Annotated in this window: 15 protein-coding genes; 14 read left to right on the top strand and 1 reads right to left on the bottom strand. The window is 46.6% G+C overall.

The features are described from left to right. The first annotated feature begins 110 nt into the window (after positions 1-110). The 13 genes from sbcD (at position 111) to uxuA (ending at position 16,540) form a co-directional block, all read left to right on the top strand. Positions 111-1,337, top strand: coding sequence for an exonuclease subunit SbcD (gene sbcD / locus CA267_RS04975; protein WP_075608514.1), 1,227 nt, complete (start codon positions 111-113; stop codon positions 1,335-1,337). Continuing rightward, positions 1,334-5,020: an AAA family ATPase gene (locus CA267_RS04970; protein WP_075608515.1), complete on the top strand. Its 3,687-nt coding sequence runs from the start codon at positions 1,334-1,336 to the stop codon at positions 5,018-5,020. The genes sbcD and CA267_RS04970 overlap by 4 nt, the downstream gene beginning before the upstream one ends. A gap of 114 nt (positions 5,021-5,134) precedes the next feature. Further along, positions 5,135-6,109: an alpha/beta hydrolase family protein gene (locus CA267_RS04965; RefSeq protein WP_083638318.1), complete on the top strand. Its 975-nt coding sequence runs from the start codon at positions 5,135-5,137 to the stop codon at positions 6,107-6,109. A gap of 381 nt (positions 6,110-6,490) precedes the next feature. Continuing rightward, the gene (locus CA267_RS04960) at positions 6,491-7,375 is read left to right on the top strand and encodes a dienelactone hydrolase family protein (protein WP_075608516.1); all 885 of its coding nucleotides are present in this window, start codon (positions 6,491-6,493) and stop codon (positions 7,373-7,375) included. Between the two features lie 60 nt (positions 7,376-7,435). After that, complete coding sequence (locus CA267_RS04955) at positions 7,436-7,624, top strand: hypothetical protein (protein WP_097349112.1); 189 nt, start codon at positions 7,436-7,438, stop codon at positions 7,622-7,624. Positions 7,625-8,017: 393 nt separating this feature from the next. After that, complete coding sequence (locus CA267_RS04950) at positions 8,018-8,506, top strand: transporter substrate-binding domain-containing protein (protein ID WP_075608518.1); 489 nt, start codon at positions 8,018-8,020, stop codon at positions 8,504-8,506. Next, positions 8,503-9,456 carry a cation transporter gene (locus CA267_RS04945; protein WP_075608519.1) on the top strand — a complete coding sequence of 318 codons (954 nt, stop codon included), beginning with the start codon at positions 8,503-8,505 and terminating at the stop codon, positions 9,454-9,456. Before CA267_RS04950 ends, CA267_RS04945 begins: the two co-directional genes overlap by 4 nt. A 448-nt stretch (positions 9,457-9,904) precedes the next feature. Beyond that, the gene (locus CA267_RS04940) at positions 9,905-10,789 is read left to right on the top strand and encodes an IS982 family transposase (protein ID WP_170669017.1); all 885 of its coding nucleotides are present in this window, start codon (positions 9,905-9,907) and stop codon (positions 10,787-10,789) included. A gap of 191 nt (positions 10,790-10,980) precedes the next feature. Then, positions 10,981-11,679: a 3-keto-disaccharide hydrolase gene (locus CA267_RS04935; protein ID WP_075609991.1), complete on the top strand. Its 699-nt coding sequence runs from the start codon at positions 10,981-10,983 to the stop codon at positions 11,677-11,679. Further along, positions 11,679-13,358, top strand: a complete 1,680-nt coding sequence (locus CA267_RS04930; RefSeq protein WP_075608520.1) for a GMC family oxidoreductase — start codon at positions 11,679-11,681, stop codon at positions 13,356-13,358. The genes CA267_RS04935 and CA267_RS04930 overlap by 1 nt, the downstream gene beginning before the upstream one ends. A 1-nt stretch (position 13,359) precedes the next feature. Beyond that, positions 13,360-14,118, top strand: a complete 759-nt coding sequence (locus tag CA267_RS04925) for a gluconate 2-dehydrogenase subunit 3 family protein (protein WP_075608521.1) — start codon at positions 13,360-13,362, stop codon at positions 14,116-14,118. Positions 14,119-14,352: 234 nt separating this feature from the next. After that, a complete protein-coding gene (rluF, locus tag CA267_RS04920; RefSeq protein ID WP_075608522.1) occupies positions 14,353-15,276 on the top strand; it encodes a 23S rRNA pseudouridine(2604) synthase RluF in 924 nt (307 codons plus the stop codon). A 94-nt stretch (positions 15,277-15,370) separates the two neighbouring features. Further along, positions 15,371-16,540, top strand: coding sequence for a mannonate dehydratase (gene uxuA, locus CA267_RS04915; RefSeq protein ID WP_075608523.1), 1,170 nt, complete (start codon positions 15,371-15,373; stop codon positions 16,538-16,540). A gap of 110 nt (positions 16,541-16,650) precedes the next feature. Here uxuA and CA267_RS04910 read toward each other — a convergent pair whose 3' ends face one another. Continuing rightward, a complete protein-coding gene (locus CA267_RS04910; RefSeq protein ID WP_075608524.1) occupies positions 16,651-18,498 on the bottom strand; it encodes a glycoside hydrolase family 2 protein in 1,848 nt (615 codons plus the stop codon). A 248-nt stretch (positions 18,499-18,746) separates the two neighbouring features. Between CA267_RS04910 and CA267_RS04905 the strand changes: the two genes are divergently transcribed. Next, positions 18,747-19,448: a hypothetical protein gene (locus CA267_RS04905; protein WP_075608525.1), complete on the top strand. Its 702-nt coding sequence runs from the start codon at positions 18,747-18,749 to the stop codon at positions 19,446-19,448. Positions 19,449-19,537 lie beyond the last annotated feature (89 nt).

Here is a 19,537-nt window from a genome sequence, read left to right as displayed (position 1 = left end):
GGTCAAATATTCACCGGTTAATAGCCTGACAGCCGAATTTTATTTCGTCTTGCCGCGAGTATGGTAACTTTTACCCCGGCCACACCAACCAACGCGCGGACGAAAAATTAATGAAGGTACTGCACACCTCAGACTGGCATCTTGGGCAAAGTTTTTTTACCAAGAGCCGCAAAGATGAACATCAGGCTTTTTTGCAATGGTTGCTCACACAGGTGGCTGAAGAAAAAATTGATGCTGTCATTGTTGCTGGCGACATTTTTGATACCGGCACGCCGCCAAGTTATGCGCGGGAAATGTACAACCAATTTGTGGTGGACTTACAGCGTCTTGATTGTGTGTTAGTCGTGCTGGGCGGAAACCACGATTCGGTTTCTACATTAAACGAATCCCGTCAGTTATTAGCCTGCCTGAATACTTTTGTTGTTGCCAGTACCGGTGTCAGTATTGATGAGCAGGTTTTTGTAATACCGGATCGTGCAGGCAAACCGGGCGCGGTACTGTGCGCCGTTCCCTTTATTCGCCCGCGCGATGTGCTGGAAAGCCGTGCAGGTGAAACCGGTGTCGAAAAACGCCAGGCGCTGGAGGCGGCGATTAAGCAGCACTATCACCGGCTTTACAGCAGGGCGCAAACGTTAAAAATCAATGATAATCTGGATGTTCCCATTATTGCCACCGGCCATCTCACCGCCATGGGCGTGTCGCAAACAGAAAGTGTGCGCGATATTTATATTGGCACCCTTGACGGCTTCGGTGCAGATGGCTTTCCACCGGCGGATTATATCGCTCTTGGGCATATTCATAAGCCGCAAATTGTCGCTAAGTCTGAGCATATCCGCTACAGCGGCGCGCCTATTGCCATGAGTTTTGATGAGCTAAAATCAGCCAAACAAGTGGTAATTGTGGGGTTCGATGGCGCTAAAAGAACCGCTATTCGCAGTATCAATGTTCCTGTATTTCAGGCTATGGCTGTTATTAAAGGTAATCTTGATCATATTGAAAAGGCGCTGCATCAAACGTATGGCGAGCATGATGGCGCCCCCGTCTGGTTATGTATTGAAATAGAGCATCAGGATTATTTATCTGACTTACAGCAACGTATTCAAACTATCACCGACGGGCTGAATGTGGAGGTGCTGCAACTGCGGCGGGTAAAAAATCCTCGGCGTAAGATGTTGAATCAGATACAGGCCGAAACGTTATCAGAGCTTACTCCTGAGGAAGTATTTACCAAACGTCTGGCGATGGAAACCTTCGACAGCGAAGAAGAAAAAGCGCAGATACGCCAGCGTTTTGCGCAAATTCTTTCGGATGTGCAAAGCGAGGGGGCGAGCCAATGAGAATACTTACGCTGCGGCTTAAAAATTTGAACTCGCTTAAAGGCGAGTGGAAAATTGATTTTACTCAATCCCCTTTTAGTGACAATGGATTGTTCGCGATTACCGGACCTACGGGGGCGGGGAAAACCACGTTACTCGATGCTATTTGTCTGGCGCTATATCACCAAACGCCGCGGCTGGGGGCCATTTCCACCTCGTCTAACGACATCATGACCCGTGGTAGTGCAGAGTGTTTGGCAGAAGTGGAGTTTGAAGTAAAAGGCAAAGCCTACCGCGCGTTCTGGAGCATGCGCCGTTCGCGAGGGAAACCAGACGGCAACCTGCAGCAGGCCGACACTGAGCTGGCAGAAGTTGAATCAGGAACGGTGCTGGCAACGCAAATTCGACAAAAGTGCGAAGAGGTCGAGCGTATTACAGGTTTGGATTTTGCGCGCTTCACCAAGTCAATGATGTTATCACAAGGCGATTTTGCCGCTTTCTTAAATGCCAATGACCGAGAGCGGGCAGAGCTGCTTGAAGAGCTAACCGGCACAGAAATCTATGGTCAGATTTCTGTGCGTGTACATGAATACCACAGCGCCGCCAAACAGACATTGCTTCAACTACAGGCGCAAGCTGACACCTTTCAATTATTATCTGAGGAAGAAAAGCACGCGTTACAGCAAGAGCTGGAAACTCTGGCGGGTAAACAATCTCAATTAGACAGCCATGCAAAAGATTTGCAGGCACATCAACAGTGGTGGCAGCAATGTCAGGTGGCAAAGGAGCGCCTCAGCGAAGCCCATAACTCACAGCAGCAAGCCGAACAGGAAATTAAAGATGCTGAGCCGCAACTGGCTCGGCTAAGGCAAAGCGAACCCGCTGAAAAATTGCGCATGCAATTCACTGCATTAACACAAGCCCACGAGCGTTTGCATTCAGTGGCGCAGCAAATTGACTCCGAACAAGCCAATGAACAAGAACTGCGTAAGCAATGCGGCCTTACCGCTACCGAACTTGCCGCTGCGCAACAAAAACTCACGGCTGTCCGCGAGGCTCAGGAGCAACAAGAAGCGCTGATCACCGAAAAAATAATACCGCTGGATTCGGATCTAAGAGCAGCCCAAAAACAGTATTCTGAAGTTAATAGCAACTACCAGCAGCTACAGCAGGAACAGCAAAAGCAAACACAGGAGCAAGCCCGCTTAGCAGCCTCAGAAAAGACATTATCTGGCAAGCTGGAAAAGATACAGGATTACCTGCACCATCACAGTGGCGACAGCAAGGCGGGTGAGCACTTGAATGAATGGGCGGTAACGCTGACGCAGCTCAATCAATACGAAGACGACCTCAGTGACCTGAAAAAAGATGCCGCCGCAGTTGAATCGACGCTGCGAGAGTCTGCTGCTCAGCATGATGGTATGACAGAGAAGCTTACCACAGCCAACGCTGAGGTAGCGCAGTGTCAGGAAAAACTCAGCGAGTTTCAGCAACAGCTTCAGGCAGTGAGCCACGATGCAGATTTACCCACCATGGAGAATCGGCAGAACGACATCAATACGTTGTGGCCGCACTTGCAGCAAGCGCAGGATATTCAGCGGCGATTTTTGCAGGCGAAAGAACAAAGCGCTCAGATATCAGAATCTATCACTGATAGCCGGGCCATCGCCGCACAATTAGCAGAAAAGCGCGCGGCGCTGGTCCATCAGTACAAAGCTTGTGAGCAGCAGGTGAGCGATCTCAGCCTGCTCATTACGCAGGAAGAGCAGTTAGCGCACTACCGCAAACAATTGCAGCAGCACGAACCCTGCCCGTTGTGCGGCGCAACGGCGCACGGCAACGTTGCCGACATGATTGTGGACGTGCCCGATACGCTACTGCGTAAGCAGCAGGCAGAACAGCGTTGTCAGCAAATAAAAGATGAAGGGCAGGCGGTGCGTGATTCTTTGGAAGCGGTAAAGCACAAGCTGCAAGCGCTTGAGCAACAGCAGGCGAGGGTAAACGAAGAATTCGCCGGTTTGCAGCAGGACTGGCAAGGTGTTGCAGAGGTATTAAAACCCGATATTCCCATTGATGACATCCCCATTGGAGATAAGGACCAGCTGACCGCGTGGGAAGCATCACTTAAGCAGGAACTACAGGCGCTCAGCGCGCAGATCAAGCGTTGTCGCGAGTTAGAAGCGGCGTTCCAGCAACAGCGTAAACAAACTGATATCGCTGAGCGCCACGTTGAAAATATTAACAACGAATTAAAGCTACTTACGCAAGCTCGTGAGCATCAACACAATCAGAAATCTCTACTTGCCGGGCAAATTGATAAACTTACCCAAACCACAAAAGCGCAGCGAGATAACCTGAACCAGCAAATCGCAGACGCAGGATTCACACCGACAGCAGGCGCCTTACAAAGCTGGCTTGAAACTAAGCGCGAAGATGTAAAACGCTTGCAGACACAGTTGCAGCAAAAAGATGACATCACGCAACAACTGTATGAGGTTACCAGCCAAAGTAAAGCTCTTAACCGCGAAGTGGAACAGCGCAGCCAGCAACTGGCAGAAATGCAGAAACAGCATCAGTCATTGCTACAAACCATCAAGGAATTACAGGCTACGCGCAGCAGGCTGTTTGGAGATAAAGCTGTTATTGATGCGCGTAGCGATGCCAAGCAAGCGGTGGAGAGCAGCAATAGCATTCATCAAACCCAAGCGCATGCCCATCGCCAGGCCGAACAAAAGCTCGGTGAGGTCAGCGCAACGCTTCGCACACTGCAACGAAGCAAAGATACACTGGCTTGTGAAAAAGCGCAGCACGAAGAGGTGTGGCAAGAGCAGTTGCTGGCAAGCCCGTTTGAGGACCAGCAACACTTTGAGCAAGCACTGTTACCGGAAGCAGAGCGAATCACACTGCAAGATTTAAAAAATCGTTTGGACACCCACCTTCAGCGCGCCGTTACGCTGGTTGAACAGGCCACTAAGCAGCAACAAGCACTGCATCAAACCGAACACGCCTCGCGATGGCAGACAGTGCCACTGGAAAAGGTGCAGGCGTTATTAGCTGATGTCAGTGAACAACTTCAAACCCTGTACAGCCGTAAAGGTGAAATTACTCATCAACTGCATACCGATGCAAAAGAAAGCGGCCGCCAGCAGGCGCTGCACGATGATATAAGCCGACAGAAGCAGGTATACGATGAGCTTCATTACCTGCATGGTTTAATTGGATCGGCCAACGGCGACAAATTTCGTCGTTTTGCACAAGGGCTGACACTGGATAACCTGGTGTATCTGGCGAATAAACAGCTGGAGCGATTACATGGCCGATACCTGCTTAAGCGCAAAGATGAAGAGGGTCTGGCTCTGGCTGTAATGGACACCTGGCAAGGCGATGTTGAACGGGATACCAAAACCCTTTCCGGCGGAGAAAGCTTTTTAGTAAGCCTGGCATTGGCCTTAGCGCTGTCTGATCTGGTGAGCCATAAAACCAGCATCGACTCATTATTTCTCGACGAAGGTTTCGGCACTCTGGACACCCAAACTCTGGACATTGCCCTTGATGCCTTGGATAACCTTAACGCTTCGGGAAAAATGATTGGCGTTATCAGCCACATTGAAGCCATGAAAGAACGCATTCCCACCCAAATTCAGGTAACCAAGAAAAGCGGACTGGGCGTAAGCCAGCTGGCTGCTTGTTTTAAATGTGGATGATAGAATAATAGGTCGTCGTTTTCATAAAGTGAATCTGCGACTCTGAGGTGCAGGGCGTTTTATTGCGGTCTGTGCTTTTCATAAATTTTTTATTCGCAATTGCAAGGAATGTAAGTGAAATACTATTTAATGGCTTTATCCATTATTTTCGCCTTTTCGTCACACGCGGCAAACAATATTTTAGATTCTAAAAGCTGCTTTAGAGGACCCTTCGAAAATCATAGCAATTGGTTAGAAATGCTAAAGTCCCATAAAGTGAACTTTAACGAAGAGCGATTTCTCAATTACTTTTCAGAAAGTAAATTTGAAGAAAGGAAGTCTGCACTTGAGTGTGTTGATTTTAAGTATCGCGTCGATGACTTAATCATCGAAGGATATTACGTAAAACCCAAAGGCACTGCGTTAGCTGCGTCATTACCGGTAGTCATTTTTAATCGTGGCGGTAATGCTGGTTACGGATACGTAGTGTTTGGGGAGAAAATGGGTTTTATCTCTGATATTGCAGCAGGCGGTTATATTGTTATTGGGAGTCAATATCGAGGAGCAAGCACAAAATTTATCGCTGAAAATGGAAGAGACGAATTCGGTGGTAAAGACGTCAATGATGTTCTGGCGTTAGTTGAACTACTCAAGGAAATTCCAGCGGCAGACCCTTCTAGAATAGCATTAGTGGGCTGGAGTAGAGGCGTAATGCAATCCTATCTTGTTGCGAAGCAACTTCCCAAAGTCAAAGCTATTATTTCCATAGCGGGACCCTCAGATGCAAGAAAATTGTTAGAGCGGCGGCCCGCGATGGAAAAAGTTTTTAAGGCCAGAATACCTGATTTTGAAAAAAATCGAGATGAGGCGCTCTCAAAACGTTCTGTAATCGATTGGGCGGACGAACTGCCGTTAAGCCCGTTGCTACTCGTCCACGGCACTGCTGATCGGAGGGTAAGTGTTCACCAGTCGAAGGAACTTGCAAGAGTGCTATCCGCAAAGCAACATCCTCATAAGCTAGTTATTTACCAAAATGATAATCATGCGCTCTCCAACAACCGTGAAAGCCTGGTTAACGAAGTACATGCATGGTTAAAAGAATATCTTTGAAGATGGTTACGAGACTCCTTTTTAAAGGCGTTGACGATCCTTATAAATTGAGCGAGGGCAGAGTACAACAACTAATGACTTCCATGCTTACACTTTAAATATTGAGGTACTGAAATAAGTTTTTTCAGTCGTCACTGGAAAGGACTAATTAGTACCGTTAATTAAAATAACGAAAAATAGATATCTTAAAGCCCACATAGACAGTGGAAACGAGCCAATCAACCAATTAAAAGGCCACAATCGACTCAACGAAAACAAGAGCGCCTGGCTCAAAAGCGCAGTTATTTTCCGCAATACTTTCAAAAATATTTCATTTGTCATACAAATGTGAAATCATTGTAACTCACATTGTAACGCTACTGCCTTTACAAAGGAGAGAGAATGATTCGGTATTTGGTCCTTGCGCTATTAATTTTCCCGGCTATAGCTTTTTCTTGCAAAAGCTTTGGTGAAATTACAGCTTTCAAAACATTGGACAGTGGCGGTAGCGGTAAATTCAAAGCCATTGCTGCTTCGGAATCAGGCCTACCAGGCTATGTGTTTTATCAGCCAAAAAACATCGGTGAAGCTGTAGCACAAGAACATGGTCTTCCGGTTGTAATCTTCGCTAATGGCGGCTGTAATGATACTTCTTTTCCATTCGAACGCATGTTGTCGGAAATAGCGTCCCATGGATATTTAGTTATTGCGCTTGGCGCAATGCAAAACCGCTTAGATGACCGCCCTCTTAAAAAAGCCGCGAACGAAATGATGACTGAGGCTTTGGATTGGATTGGCCGCGCGTCCCAAACTAAGGGCGGTCGATACTTTAGTTCAGTTGACATGAACAATGTGGCTTTCGCTGGTCAGTCTTGTGGTGGAGCACAAGTATTGGCCGTTGCGTCTGATCCTCGGGTAAAGACCTATTTAATGTTCAACTCAGGTATTGGTGATATGACCATGGCGAAAGCGGACAGACAGTCTCTAAACGCACTTCACGGCCCAATACTTTACCTGGTAGGCGGCGATTCTGATGTGGCGACAGACAACGCAAAGTTAGACTATCAGCGAATAAATCATGTCCCCGTTGCTTTTGCCAATCTTCCCGGTGGTGGGCATTCAGGCACGTTTGAAGAGCCTTTGGGCGGTTCCTTTACTCGCGTGGCGCTAAAATGGCTGGACTGGCACCTGAACGGAAAAGATGCAAATGCCTCGACTTTTCTGAAGAGAGACTTAGCAGGTTTTGACGACTGGGAGATAAAAGCAAAGCGCTTCAGTGGAACGTAAGTGAGGCTTTAACAGAAAAGGTCAACACGCCCTAAATAGCTGTTCGTCACTGTGCTACACATGAAAAGGCAGAAAGAAGATATCATTCAGAACTTTCCGCAGGCGCTGTGCAGCAGGCGCTGTGCAGCAGGCGCTGTGCAACAGGCGCTGTGCAACAGCATGGATGCTGCGGCTGAGCGCCCAAGGGTGGGGTTACAGCGTGTTCTCAAAGATCTCCCCGTTATGACTCATACTTCTTACGGACATTAAAAAGTAGTCTCACCCCTTCTGTCTTCCAAGATTCTGCAAAGCCAACAGAATTTTCATTTATGCGGGAAATTTAATAAAGAATTAATCTCATTGACCCCAATCATTCACCTTCTGCGTCTTTGACTAACAAGTGCCGTAAATTAACAATCTAAAAATTAATAAAATCAGTAACAACTGATTAGAACGAGGTACATTTAAACTTTTCAATATTTGTCAGTTTCTTATAAATTCGTACGATGGGGTGGTATTGGTTCTTTGAGGTATGTATGAGCGGCGGCATGTTTAACGCACACAGATAAAAATAATGTCTGTATGCAGATGCGCTGACAAATGAATGACGGTACGAGCTCAACGCACATAAAAATGATTCTGTAAAATAAAGGAAGAAGGATCATGTTTAAAGTTTTTGTGTTTATGAGTTTGCTGGTCTTATCAGGATGTGACAATTATCCCCGGGACACTGAAGCAACACTACAAACCGTACTTGATAGCCAGCGCTTGCGGATAGGTGTCATAGAGCACAAACCATGGGCTTATGGAAGCAGCTTGAACCCTGAAGGTGTTGAAATCAGAATTATTTCCGATTTCGCACGCAGTTTAACAGCTCGTCCGCAATGGGAATTTCTCTCTGAAGCAGAGGCGTCAGACAAAATGGAGCTCAGAAAGCTGGACCTGGTATTAGGCGGACTGACGGCGGACAACCCGCGAATAAAAAAGATGGCCTTGACGAGGCCATACCTGAAATTGAGTGATGATAAAAAGGATCAGCATGTTTTCGCCGTTTCTCGAGGTGAAAATGGCTTCATAATAACACTGGAAAAGTTTTTAAAAGCGCATGAAAAAGAAATAGTAGCCATTTATAAACAGGAGCAGCGAAAATGAAGCTTGTTCCCCAGTATGAATTCACTGAGGAGCAGACGAGAGCTCTTCACAAAGCCCGGGTTCTCGAATACATTTCCATCGCCTATCTGATCAGCGTGATTATTTTGATGTATATCGTGATGGGATCGTCACAAGCTATGAAAACAGCATGGATTGAAGATTGTCTGAGTTTGATTCCGCCCATCTGTTTTCTAATCGGAACTCACGTTTGCTGGCGAAAACCTACAGTCCATTATCCCTACGGATTTCATCGGATCATTTCCATCTTGTTTTTGTGTGCAGCACTGGCGCTTCTGCTGATGGGAAGTTTTTTGCTCATCGACGCGCTCATCAAGCTTTCTACGCAGGAACACCCAACGATAGGAATGAAGGAGTTTTTTGCTAAGGACATCTGGCTGGGTTGGTGGATGATACTGGTCCTGCTATGGGGCATTTTTCCCCCTGTCATACTTGGGTTGGCCAAAACAAAACAAGCCAGAATGCTAAATGATAAGGTTCTATACACTGACGGTAAGATGAATAAGGCCGATTGGCTGACTGCGGTGGCAGCAATTGGCGGGGTACTGGGGATTGGAATGGGCTGGTGGTGGGCAGACGCCGTTGCGGCCGCTTTCATTTCATTTGATATTCTTAAAGACGGGTGGTCTCAGACTAAAGATGCGGTCACTGGCTTGATCAACCGGGTTCCTACCTCTCTTGATAACAACTACCTTGATCTTGTTGATAAAGCAGAAAAGATGTTAACTGAGTTTAGTTGGATAAAACAGGTACAGGTTCGGCTTTTCGAGCATGGGCATCTAATTTACGGCGAAGGATTTGTCAACACTTACGATAATGCTTCCATTTGCCCAGAAGATCTGCGGGACGCCATGAAGAAAGTCCGTGAACTCGACTGGCGCCTGCAAGATTTCGCTCTCACTGTCGAGCCACATGTTGACTCGAAGAAGTGAGTTCGTAGATCAGCAATATGTTGTCGATTCCTTAGGCTAGTGCCAATCGAGCTGTTTGATAGAAACTTTTAATACAAGACTACAAATCTCAACAAGTTTTATTTCGGCAAGTGCAGGATTTGACATAACATGTGTATTCGAACAGAAAGTACTCCATTCGAACAGAAGGTTGCGCGCATCTGGCGCCATGGCTAAAAAACCCTTGATCTAGAGGGTGTGTTTTCCCAACTGGCCTCCAGCTCCTCAAACGCTGTTTCGTTCGATTTAGCCCGACTACACCTTCACGATATGGGATTGTCAAAAGTGAAAACATTCTTGCACTGAGTGAGCACGCATCAACGCGGATTAGTGTTAGGTAACCCCAATCCTGTTTAAGAAATTGAACTAAAAGCCTGTTCCAAGATCGGATCTTTCGACAAAGAAATGACCAAATCAACAAGGAACAAGCATGAAGAATCTAGTTGAATTATTTTGCGATGTCGATGACTTTTGCAAAGTGTTTATTCCCCAATGGCAAAAGCAGCTACTTGAAGACGGCACCAGAAGACGACGACGTGAGTGCCGTATGTCAATGAGTGAAATGATGACAATCATCATCGGTTTTCACATGTCACATCATCGCGATTTTAAGAATTATTACTCGGGATATGTAAGAGTATTTTATCGCAACGCATTTCCTGATTTGCTTAGTTATACGCGCTTTTTAGAAGTAATGCCGCGAACAATTGTGCCCATGTGTGCCTACTTCAGTACTTTAAAGGGAAAGCCTACAGGCATTGAATTCATTGACTCTACCAGCCTAAAGGTTTGCCATAACATTCGCATACCTCGCCATAAAACCTTTGACGGGATAGCGCAAAGAGGAAAAGGAACAATGGGCTGGTTTTACGGCTTTAAACTACACTTGATAGTGAACCATCTGGGTGAAATCGTGGCGACAAAAGTGACGACGGGGAATGTCCATGACACAAAACCTGTCGAAGAATTAGCTCGACATTTACCCGACAAATTGTATGGCGATAAAGGGTATTTGAGCAAAGCATTAGAAGCTAATTTATTTGAGAAAGGCGTCAAACTTATCACCACGGTTCGCAAAAATATGAAAGCAAAAGCGATGTCTTTATGGGACAGAGCGATGCTATCGAAGCGCTTCATTATTGAAACTATCAACGACCAATTAAAGAACATTTCATACATTGAGCACTCAAGGCATCGCAGTATAAATGGTTTTACACTCAATTTAATGGCTGGTCTGGTGGCTTATTGTCTTAAAGAAAACAAGCCATCCCTTAATATCAGTGACATTGAGCGCAATGCCATGGTTGTTGCTTAAGCCGATCTGGGGTTAGGTAAATTATTTTTAATCCTATATCTTATGCACCACCTCCTTTTACTGCTTTAACAGCACTGGTCTTCCCTGTGGTTGTTACAGTTGCATCAACCAACGGCTGTGATAACCTCAGAGCCGCAAAAAATAAAAAAAACAGGCAGAACATCACCACACAGGGGCTTAAAGGCAATAAAATGAAAACGTTTACACTATTAATGTCAGGCTTGCTACTTGGCGTATTTAATTCATCAGGCTACGCCCAGGAAAATCAATTAACTGCTAATGAAAAGCAGGATGGCTGGCAACTTCTGTTTGACGGCAGCGATATGAGCCAATGGCGTAATTATCAGAAGTCTTCGGTCAGTGATAAATGGCAAATTGAGAATGGCGCTCTCAAGCTTACCGAAGCGGGCGCGGGCGACCTGATCAGCAAAAGCAAGTATGAAGATTTTGATCTTAAACTTGAATGGAAAATCTCTGAGGGCGGCAACAGCGGCGTGCTGATAATGGCCGACGAAGAAGGCAAGTACATTTATTCCCATGCACCGGAAATTCAGATTCTGGACAATGAGAAGGCCCACGATAACAAAATAGACACCCATCTTGCCGGGTCGCTTTACGATATGGTTGCGGTGCATAAATCTGCTCTTAAACCGGCAGGGCAGTGGAACCAGCTCCGCATAAAGTTGAATGACAAGTTACTGCAAGTTTGGCAAAACGGCGTTATTACTACCAACGTCGTTATCGGCAGCTCTACCTGGGATACCCTTATTGCCAACAGCAAGTTCGCCGATTGGAAAGGCTTTGGTGAGAATCGCAGCGGCCATATCGGTTTGCAGGATCACGGCAATGTTGTGTGGTTCAAGAATATCAGAATCAAGGAACTGAATTAATGGCAGATGTTAAGCACGATGTTATTGTTGTTGGTTCAGGTGCTGGCGGCGCCATGGCGGCTTACGAACTGACCAAATCAGGCGTGAAAGTGCTGATGCTGGAAGCCGGGCGTGATTACGATCCTAAAACCGAAACCCCCATGTTTAAACGCAATGGCGAGGCGCCGCTGATGGGGGCAGGGAACGTTGATAAAGATTTTGGGTTTTACGATGCCACGGTGGATGGCGGCTGGACCGTACCTGATGAACCCTACACAATGGCAGAGGGGACCGAATTTTTATGGTGGCGGGCGCGTATGCTCGGTGGTCGAACCAATCACTGGGGCCGTTATTCTCTGCGCTTTAGCGAGCATGATTTTAAGGGTAAAAGTCGTGATGGTTTAGGGGCCGACTGGCCGTTTGAATATGATGAATTGGCGCCCTGGTACGACAAAACAGAAACCCTGGTGGGGGTTTGTGGAGCAAACACGGGCCACGAAGACATGCCACCGTCTTCCCCGGGCGTGTTGCAAACTCCGCCCACGCCGCGAATTACGGAATTGCTGGTGGCGGCTGCAGCCAAAAAAGAAGGGATTGATTTAGCGCCGATGCATCGGGCGGTGTTGACTGCGCCAAAAGATATTCGTTCAAAATGCTTTTACGCCACACCCTGTGGTCATGGATGTTCTATTGGCGCGGCGTTTCAAACCACCACATCGTTGATTCCGCTGGCAAGAGAAACGGGTTTGCTAGAGGTTGTTACCGATGCCATGGTGCGTTCTGTAGATACAGACGATGACGGCAAGGTAACCGGCGTGACCTACGTTGACAAGAAAACCGGCAAGGATGAAAAACTGTCTGCCAGAGTCGTTATACTGGCGGCAAGTGCCTGCGAATCGGCCCGAATTCTGCTGAACTCGAAAAGCAAAAAGCACCCCAACGGATTAGCGAATTCCAGCGGTCAGGTTGGGCGTAATATAATGGATTCAACCGGGGCAAATATCGGCGCGATGGTGCCAGCCCTGCGTAATCGCCCACGTTATAATGAAGACGGTCATACCTCAAATCACCTGTTTATTCCCTGGTGGGGACATCAGGCTCAGGCGAAAGGAGAGCTGGATTTTCCTCGCGGTTACCACTTTGAAATCGGCAGTGGCTTTCGTGAACCCGGATCTTCAGTAGCGGGCGATCTGCAAGGCTATGGCAAAGCGTTAAAAGATGAGGCGAAAGCCAATTACGGTGCATATATCGGATTCGCTTTACGAGGCGAAATGCTACCGAACGAACACTGCTATATGGAAATCGACGACAAGGTAACGGATAAGTGGGGCATTCCGGTAGCTAAGTTTCACTGGAAATGGTCTGAGCACGAGCTAAATCAGATTAAGCACGGACTGGAAACCGCCAAAGTCATTTTTGCCAATATGGGCGCTGATGTGGGTGAGCTGCCTACTCCCGAAGAGGCCATTCTTAAAGGCGGTGAAATTATCCACGAAGTGGGTTCTACGCGTATGGGCGAATCCCCTACTGATTCGGTAACCAATCAGTGGGGGCAAACCTGGGATTGCAATAATCTGTTTGTTATGGACGCCGGGGTATTTGCTTCTAATCCTCATAAAAACTGTACGTTGACGATTATGACGCTGGCAATGAGAAACGCCGATTGGCTGGCAACCCAGATGAAGCAGGGGGTAATTTAAGATGACTGATAAACAACCCGATCAGGATTATCAATATCTTCCGCGGCTTAGTCGCCGAGAGTCTCTGAAGTGGATGGGTATACTAGCTGCCAGTGCAGCGCTGCCTGGTCTTGCTGCATGTAGCGATAACACTGCGGTAGCGGCGACTCAAGCTGGACATTGGCCAGAATTGAGCTTAGCGCCTGTTACGGCCAAAGGGTACGGTAAAGATCCAAACCTGATAATACCGCCTGAAACGCCGTGGCCGCGCACGCTTACGCCTGCGCAACTTACCACTGTGGCGGTGTTATCCGATATTCTGGTGCCAAAAGACGGTAACGTTCCTTCTGCCTCGCAAGTTAACGTGCCCGATGTGGTTGATGAGTGGGTAAGTGCTCCTTACGCCAGTCAGCAAAGAGACAGAATTACCATTTTGTCTGCCCTTGCGTGGATTGACGATGAGGCCGAGCTGCGATTCCAGAAGCCGTTTACCAAGCTAAGTTCGGCGCAACAAACTGCCATTATTGATGATATCGCCTACGAGAACGCAAAAACGCCGGAGCAGTTCCAGCGTATTGCCACGGCGTTTAGCCGTTTTCGCTCGTTGGTGTTAGCGGCATTTTTCTGCTCGCCGGAAGGAACCAAAGATATCGGTTACTTAGGCAACGTGGCAATTGCAGGGGATTACCCTGGTCCGACAGAAGAAGCTAAACAGCATCTCGACAAGATGCTGCAGGAGCTTGGCTTAAGTGACTACGCATATCAGGAACAAAGGGCCTGACGGATCAAGCGTGATCGCAAAAAGCCTTGTTGCTCACCAAGCTGCTTAAAACTACCTGCCGCAGTAATATCAGTGGCAGGTAGTTGTATACCAATAAAAACATTCGTCAGTTATCCCGGTTATTAAACGCGGCACGTAAATCCCCCTGCTAAACTGCGCCAGCCCGTGTATCATATCCCTCTTGCAACATTGCTTTGGCAAAAAAATAGTTAATTGGTTGAGTATAAAGAATATATGGAAAACCCGTCCTTAACCCGCTTGAACAAATACATTAGTGAAAGTGGCATGTGTTCCAGGCGCGAAGCTGATCGTTACATCGAACAGGGCAATGTATACCTGAACGGAAAGCGTGCGCAGGTGGGGGACAAAGTGGCGCCGGGCGATACCGTTAAAGTTAATGGAAAACCCATTGCACCTAAGGCCGCCGATGATTTTGTTTTTATTGCGGTAAACAAGCCGGTAGGTGTTGTTTGTACCACTGAAAGAAGCGAAAAAAATAACATCGTCAGTTTTGTTAATCACGGCGTGCGAATTTTTCCGGTCGGACGATTAGATAAAGATTCTCAAGGTCTTATTTTTCTTACCAGCAATGGCGATTTAGTGAACAAAATACTGCGTGCTGGCAACAATCATGAAAAGGAATATCTGGTCACGGTAAATAAACCCATTACCGATGACTTTATTTCCGGCATGGCTGCGGGGGTGCCGATATTAGGAACGGTAACCAAAAAATGTCAGGTAAATAAAGAAGGTCGCTTGGTGTTTCGCATCACCCTTGTGCAGGGACTGAATCGCCAGATCCGGCGGATGTGCGAGCGCTTTGATTATGATGTAGTCAAATTAGAGCGCGTAAGAATAATGAATGTCAGCCTTAAAGGCTTACCCGTAGGGGAGTGGCGAGATTTAACAAAAAAGGAGCTGGATGTGTTGCTTAAATCTATTGAACATTCTTCTTCAGAAGCGCCGCCGGGACACAGAAAGCCCAAGCCTAAACCGTCAAAATCTCCATCATCTGGCTCAGGTAAACAGGGCGAGGAAAAGCGTCCATCAAGGCGGTCAAGATCGGGCGGTAAAAGCCACAGTGCAAGACCGACAGCCACCGGAGCGGGCGCAAAAAGAAGCCCACGTTCGAAAGATCGTAAATCCAGAGCTAAATAAAATAAAAGTTGTGCGCAGCAACGCGCTGTCTTCAGCGGTATATTGGTCTGACAGCGCGACCCGTTTTCTTTAAAAGTTTGGTTGGGATGAAGTAATGATAGAAACATGGCGGTGGTTTGGTCCTTCAGATGGCATTTCACTTGAAATGATAGCGCAGGCAGGCGCTGTCGGAGTTGTCTCTTCTTTACATGAAATTCCCACCGGCCAGGCGTGGCCGCTTGATGCCATTATCGAAAGGAAAACATTGATTGAAGAAAGCGGGCTGGAATGGTCGGTGATCGAAAGTATTCCTTTACATAACGACATCAAAACCCGCACGGGAAACTATCGACAATATATCGATAACTACAAGCAGTCTGTTGAAAATGCAGGCAGAGCAGGTGTTAACACTATCTGCTATAACTTTATGCCGGTGGTGGACTGGACCCGCACCAACTTACTTTATCTGCTTCCAAACAATAGTCTGGCGCTGCGATTTGAAATGACAGATTTTGTGGCTTACGATATTTTTATTCTGCAACGTGAAGGTGCCGAAAAAGATTATTCTGAAACGTTAAAAGCCAAAGCGGCAGCCAGGCTTGAAGCAATGAGCAGCAAGGAAAAAACGCTGCTGGAAAAGAATATTATCGCCGGCTTGCCGGGTGGAGAAGGTTCTTATAGTCGCAATACAATCAAAACAACAATTGAACAATTTATCGCGTTGGGTACAGAAGGTCTGCGGCAGAATCTCTTTCTTTTTCTTCAAGAAATCATTCCTGTTGCAGAACAATACCATGTCAAAATGTGCATTCATCCGGATGATCCGCCGTTTCCATTGTTTGGTCTGCCACGGGTGCTTTCTACTCAGGAAGATGCGAAGAAATTGCTTGATGCCATCCCTAGTCCTGCAAACGGTTTGACATTGTGCGCCGGATCATTTGGCGCAATAGCCGACAACAACCTGATAAGCATGGTGAAAACATTTACGGATCGCATCCATTTTGTTCACCTTCGCAATGTCATTCGTGAAGAGGACGGTTCATTCTACGAGTCTGATCATTTGAGTGGCGATGTCGATATGGTGGGCCTCATTTCAGCACTATTAGATGTTGAGAAAGATACAGGCATTGCCATACCAATGCGTCCTGATCATGGGCATCTTTTAACTGCGGAATTAGAAGCAGAAAACGCGAAACCCGGCTACTCCTATCTTGGTCGATTGAAAGGGCTGGCTGAACTGCGAGGTGTGATGCGGGCTTTCACATATAATAGTAACCCGCAGTAAGAATCGACCGCTCATTGAGAAAAGGGCATCTAATTCAGTCGCTTTAATTGAAAGTTCAGTCGCACGAATTATAGTGCAGAATATGCTCTTTCTCGTAAATCCTGAGTCCGCTAATCGCTAGTTTGCTTTTCCTGATAAAAGTCGCGCAGAACATACCAGGCTTTTTTTCTGATCCCTTTTTCAGAGACTAAACCTTTCCTGTTCCAGAAATCCTGGATATCGTTTAATGGTCTTCTGGGGGAGCGAAAATCTTTCAAAATCCATGGTGTCAGGCCCCGCAGAGCGCTAATGTTTTTTACCATTTCCAAATTATGAATATAAACATTTTCCTGAAATTCTTCCGTCCAACGCTCATGAATACCGCCATGTTTCCCTTGCAGCGCTCCTGCACCTAATTCACTCATAATAATTGGTTTATGGTAATTTGATTGCCAGGTTAACTCTGCGCAACTTTCGGCAGTGTCAGAGTACCAGCCGCAATAGCTATTGATGCCAATAACGTCGACTACGTCTGCTAGTGGATCATCAATGACTTTACCCTGCGTAGAACTGCTTTGAGTATCCATAGCCGCAGTAATCAGCCGTGAATTATCAATGGCGCGGGCTTGATTAACCAGCTTGGTAAGAAACGTCAGTCGCTCAGAGGTATTGGGCGTTTCATTAGCCACCGACCACATAATGATGGAAGCACGATTTTTGTCGCGGGAAATCATCTCCTGCAATTGTCTTTCTGCTTTTTGATAAACAGTGGCATCGTCAAACAATACCGTCCAATAGACGGGGATTTCTGACCACACCATCAGGCCCATTTCATCTGCCATTCGAAGCATTGCTTCGTTGTGTGGATAATGAGCAAGGCGCACAAAATTACATCCTAACTCTTTGGCCCATGACAAAAGAAGACGTGCATCTTCCTTGCTCCATGCGCGGCCTTGGGTAAGAGGCGATTCCTCATGAATGCTAATGCCACGAAGAAATATCGGCTTTCCATTTAGCTTAATGTCTTCACCCTCAACCGCAATAGTTCTAAATCCAATACGATCTTTAACTTCTTCATCTTTATAAGAAATGACGACATCGTAAAGGGTCGGGTTTTCCGGTGTCCATAGAACGGGGGATGCAGAGAACTCAAAGTCTGCTGAACCATCAGGCCCAATCGCCACTTCCTTAGAAAGCTGTAGTGCCGGAATCGCGACGGCTACTGTTTCATTATTCGCTGCTTCGGCATTCAGCTTGAGGCTGCCCCGGATAACCGAATTGTCTTTGCCTACGCTAAATCGATAATCTGCAAGATAGTGTTTTGGTAGCGACAATATTGCCACGCTTCGGGTAATGCCGCCGTAGTTCCACCAGTCGGTATTGACGGTGGGAACCTGATCCCTTTCCCGACGATTATCCACTTTCATCGTAACGAAGTTATCGCCATTTTTCAGGTAATGAGAAATATCAAACTGAAAGCTGGTAAACCCCCCTTCATGCACACCTACTTTCCGCCCGTTTACATAAACAATAGCGTGGTAATTGACAGCGCCAAAATGCAGCACGTAGGTACGATTCTCTTTTTTATCGTAGTGAAAATTCTTGTTGTACCAAACTGTGCCTTCATAGAAGAATAGATCGTCGTACTGCGTGTTCCAATCGCCGGGAACAGAAATTTTCTTAGCAGTATCAAAGTTGTATTCCACTAGATCGGAAGGAGCCCGGGCCTTTTTGTTTTGGAAGTAACCTTCTTTTTCATGAGGCTGATAACGGTGGTTGTAATAGCCGTTTTCGTAAGGATCCACAATAAAAGTCCATTGACCATTTAAGCTGAAAACCTCACGGCCGTACGGGTTTTGAATAAATGGATTATCCGGCATTGCCGTTGACGCATCGGGCTGGTTGGCGCCGTAACTGGCTGACGTCGTAAAGAGCCAAAACATCCAGATGCAGACGAAAACGAGAGTGGCTTTATTCATGGTCTTATTCTAATCCTCTAGCTCTGAGTGAGCACACATCACTGCGGACGAGTATTACAATCCTTGTGGGGCGAGTGCTTTAACAGGCAAACGGTAGCGCGGTCGCAATTACTATCAATAATAGCAACGAAGTGAGATAACACCACCGGATCGAAAAATTACATTCGTTTACGAAATTAAACTAATTGCGACAGTAAGTTATGATTTTTCAGCGTAGGCTGAACTATCCACTAAACGGTAGGTTAATTATGCTTAGTAAACCGCTCTTCGCTTTGTCAGTTTTTACTTTATATGGTTGTAACTCAGACGATATCTCTCTTCCTTTAGCGCCAGACACGGTGAATGTGACTGCTGATTTTGAATCCACAGATAACGGCTGGATACCGGGCTTTTCCGATTTCCCGGCAGGGGAAGATAATGATCACTACGAGATGCAAAGTGATCTTGAAGCGCTGCCCACAGACGAGAAAAAGCATGGTTTGAATCTTTCTGCCTATAACCGCAGCGACGACCTTTTTATGTATATCAAAAAGGAGATCAAGGGACTGGAGCCAAGCACCAGGTATACCGCCACGATAGAATTAGATTTGGTGTCTAACGCTGCTCTTGGCTGTTTTGGCGTAGGCGGTGCTCCGGGAGAGGCGGTGACCGTGAAGTTTGGTTTTGGAGAAGAAGAGCCAAAGCAGTCTGATTATTACATGAATATTGATATCGGTAGTCAATCAAATGCGGGCGCGAATACCGTCGTGCTGGGCAATGTCGGCATAGAAGGCCTGGACTGCTTAGGTGAGGAGTTTGGGGCAAAGACCTTAAAATCGACTACAGAAAATACCCTTGATTTTACCACTAACGTAGATGGCACTATCTGGCTGCTTATTGGTACCGATTCAGGGTACGAAGGTTATACCAGCGTTTATTACGACGATGTACATATTGTGCTGTCGAGATAAAAGGTTTTCCCGTGTAATGCGGTAGCGTGCTTTAATGCCATTTATGGTAATTCCCATAAAGCACGCTTTTTTCCAGATTTCCCGATAAC

It is taken from the genome of Alteromonas pelagimontana (assembly GCF_002499975.2).
GTDB classification, from domain to species: Bacteria; Pseudomonadota; Gammaproteobacteria; order Enterobacterales; family Alteromonadaceae; genus Alteromonas; species Alteromonas pelagimontana.
The sequence above is the reverse complement of the archived record's forward strand: the minus strand, read 5'-3'. Positions and strand labels throughout refer to the sequence as shown.

Excerpts from the sequence above, each read along its gene's own strand:
- sbcD (WP_075608514.1), top strand. The coding sequence starts at position 111 with ATGAAGGTACTGCACACCTCAGACTGGCATCTTGGGCAAAGTTTTTTT.
- CA267_RS04970 (WP_075608515.1), top strand. The coding sequence starts at position 1,334 with ATGAGAATACTTACGCTGCGGCTTAAAAATTTGAACTCGCTTAAAGGC.
- CA267_RS04960 (WP_075608516.1), top strand. The coding sequence starts at position 6,491 with ATGATTCGGTATTTGGTCCTTGCGCTATTAATTTTCCCGGCTATAGCT.
- CA267_RS04955 (WP_097349112.1), top strand. The coding sequence starts at position 7,436 with ATGAAAAGGCAGAAAGAAGATATCATTCAGAACTTTCCGCAGGCGCTG.
- CA267_RS04950 (WP_075608518.1), top strand. The coding sequence starts at position 8,018 with ATGTTTAAAGTTTTTGTGTTTATGAGTTTGCTGGTCTTATCAGGATGT.
- CA267_RS04945 (WP_075608519.1), top strand. The coding sequence starts at position 8,503 with ATGAAGCTTGTTCCCCAGTATGAATTCACTGAGGAGCAGACGAGAGCT.
- CA267_RS04940 (WP_170669017.1), top strand. The coding sequence starts at position 9,905 with ATGAAGAATCTAGTTGAATTATTTTGCGATGTCGATGACTTTTGCAAA.
- CA267_RS04935 (WP_075609991.1), top strand. The coding sequence starts at position 10,981 with ATGAAAACGTTTACACTATTAATGTCAGGCTTGCTACTTGGCGTATTT.
- CA267_RS04930 (WP_075608520.1), top strand. The coding sequence starts at position 11,679 with ATGGCAGATGTTAAGCACGATGTTATTGTTGTTGGTTCAGGTGCTGGC.
- CA267_RS04925 (WP_075608521.1), top strand. The coding sequence starts at position 13,360 with ATGACTGATAAACAACCCGATCAGGATTATCAATATCTTCCGCGGCTT.
- rluF (WP_075608522.1), top strand. The coding sequence starts at position 14,353 with ATGGAAAACCCGTCCTTAACCCGCTTGAACAAATACATTAGTGAAAGT.
- uxuA (WP_075608523.1), top strand. The coding sequence starts at position 15,371 with ATGATAGAAACATGGCGGTGGTTTGGTCCTTCAGATGGCATTTCACTT.
- CA267_RS04910 (WP_075608524.1), bottom strand. The coding sequence starts at position 18,498 with ATGAATAAAGCCACTCTCGTTTTCGTCTGCATCTGGATGTTTTGGCTC.
- CA267_RS04905 (WP_075608525.1), top strand. The coding sequence starts at position 18,747 with ATGCTTAGTAAACCGCTCTTCGCTTTGTCAGTTTTTACTTTATATGGT.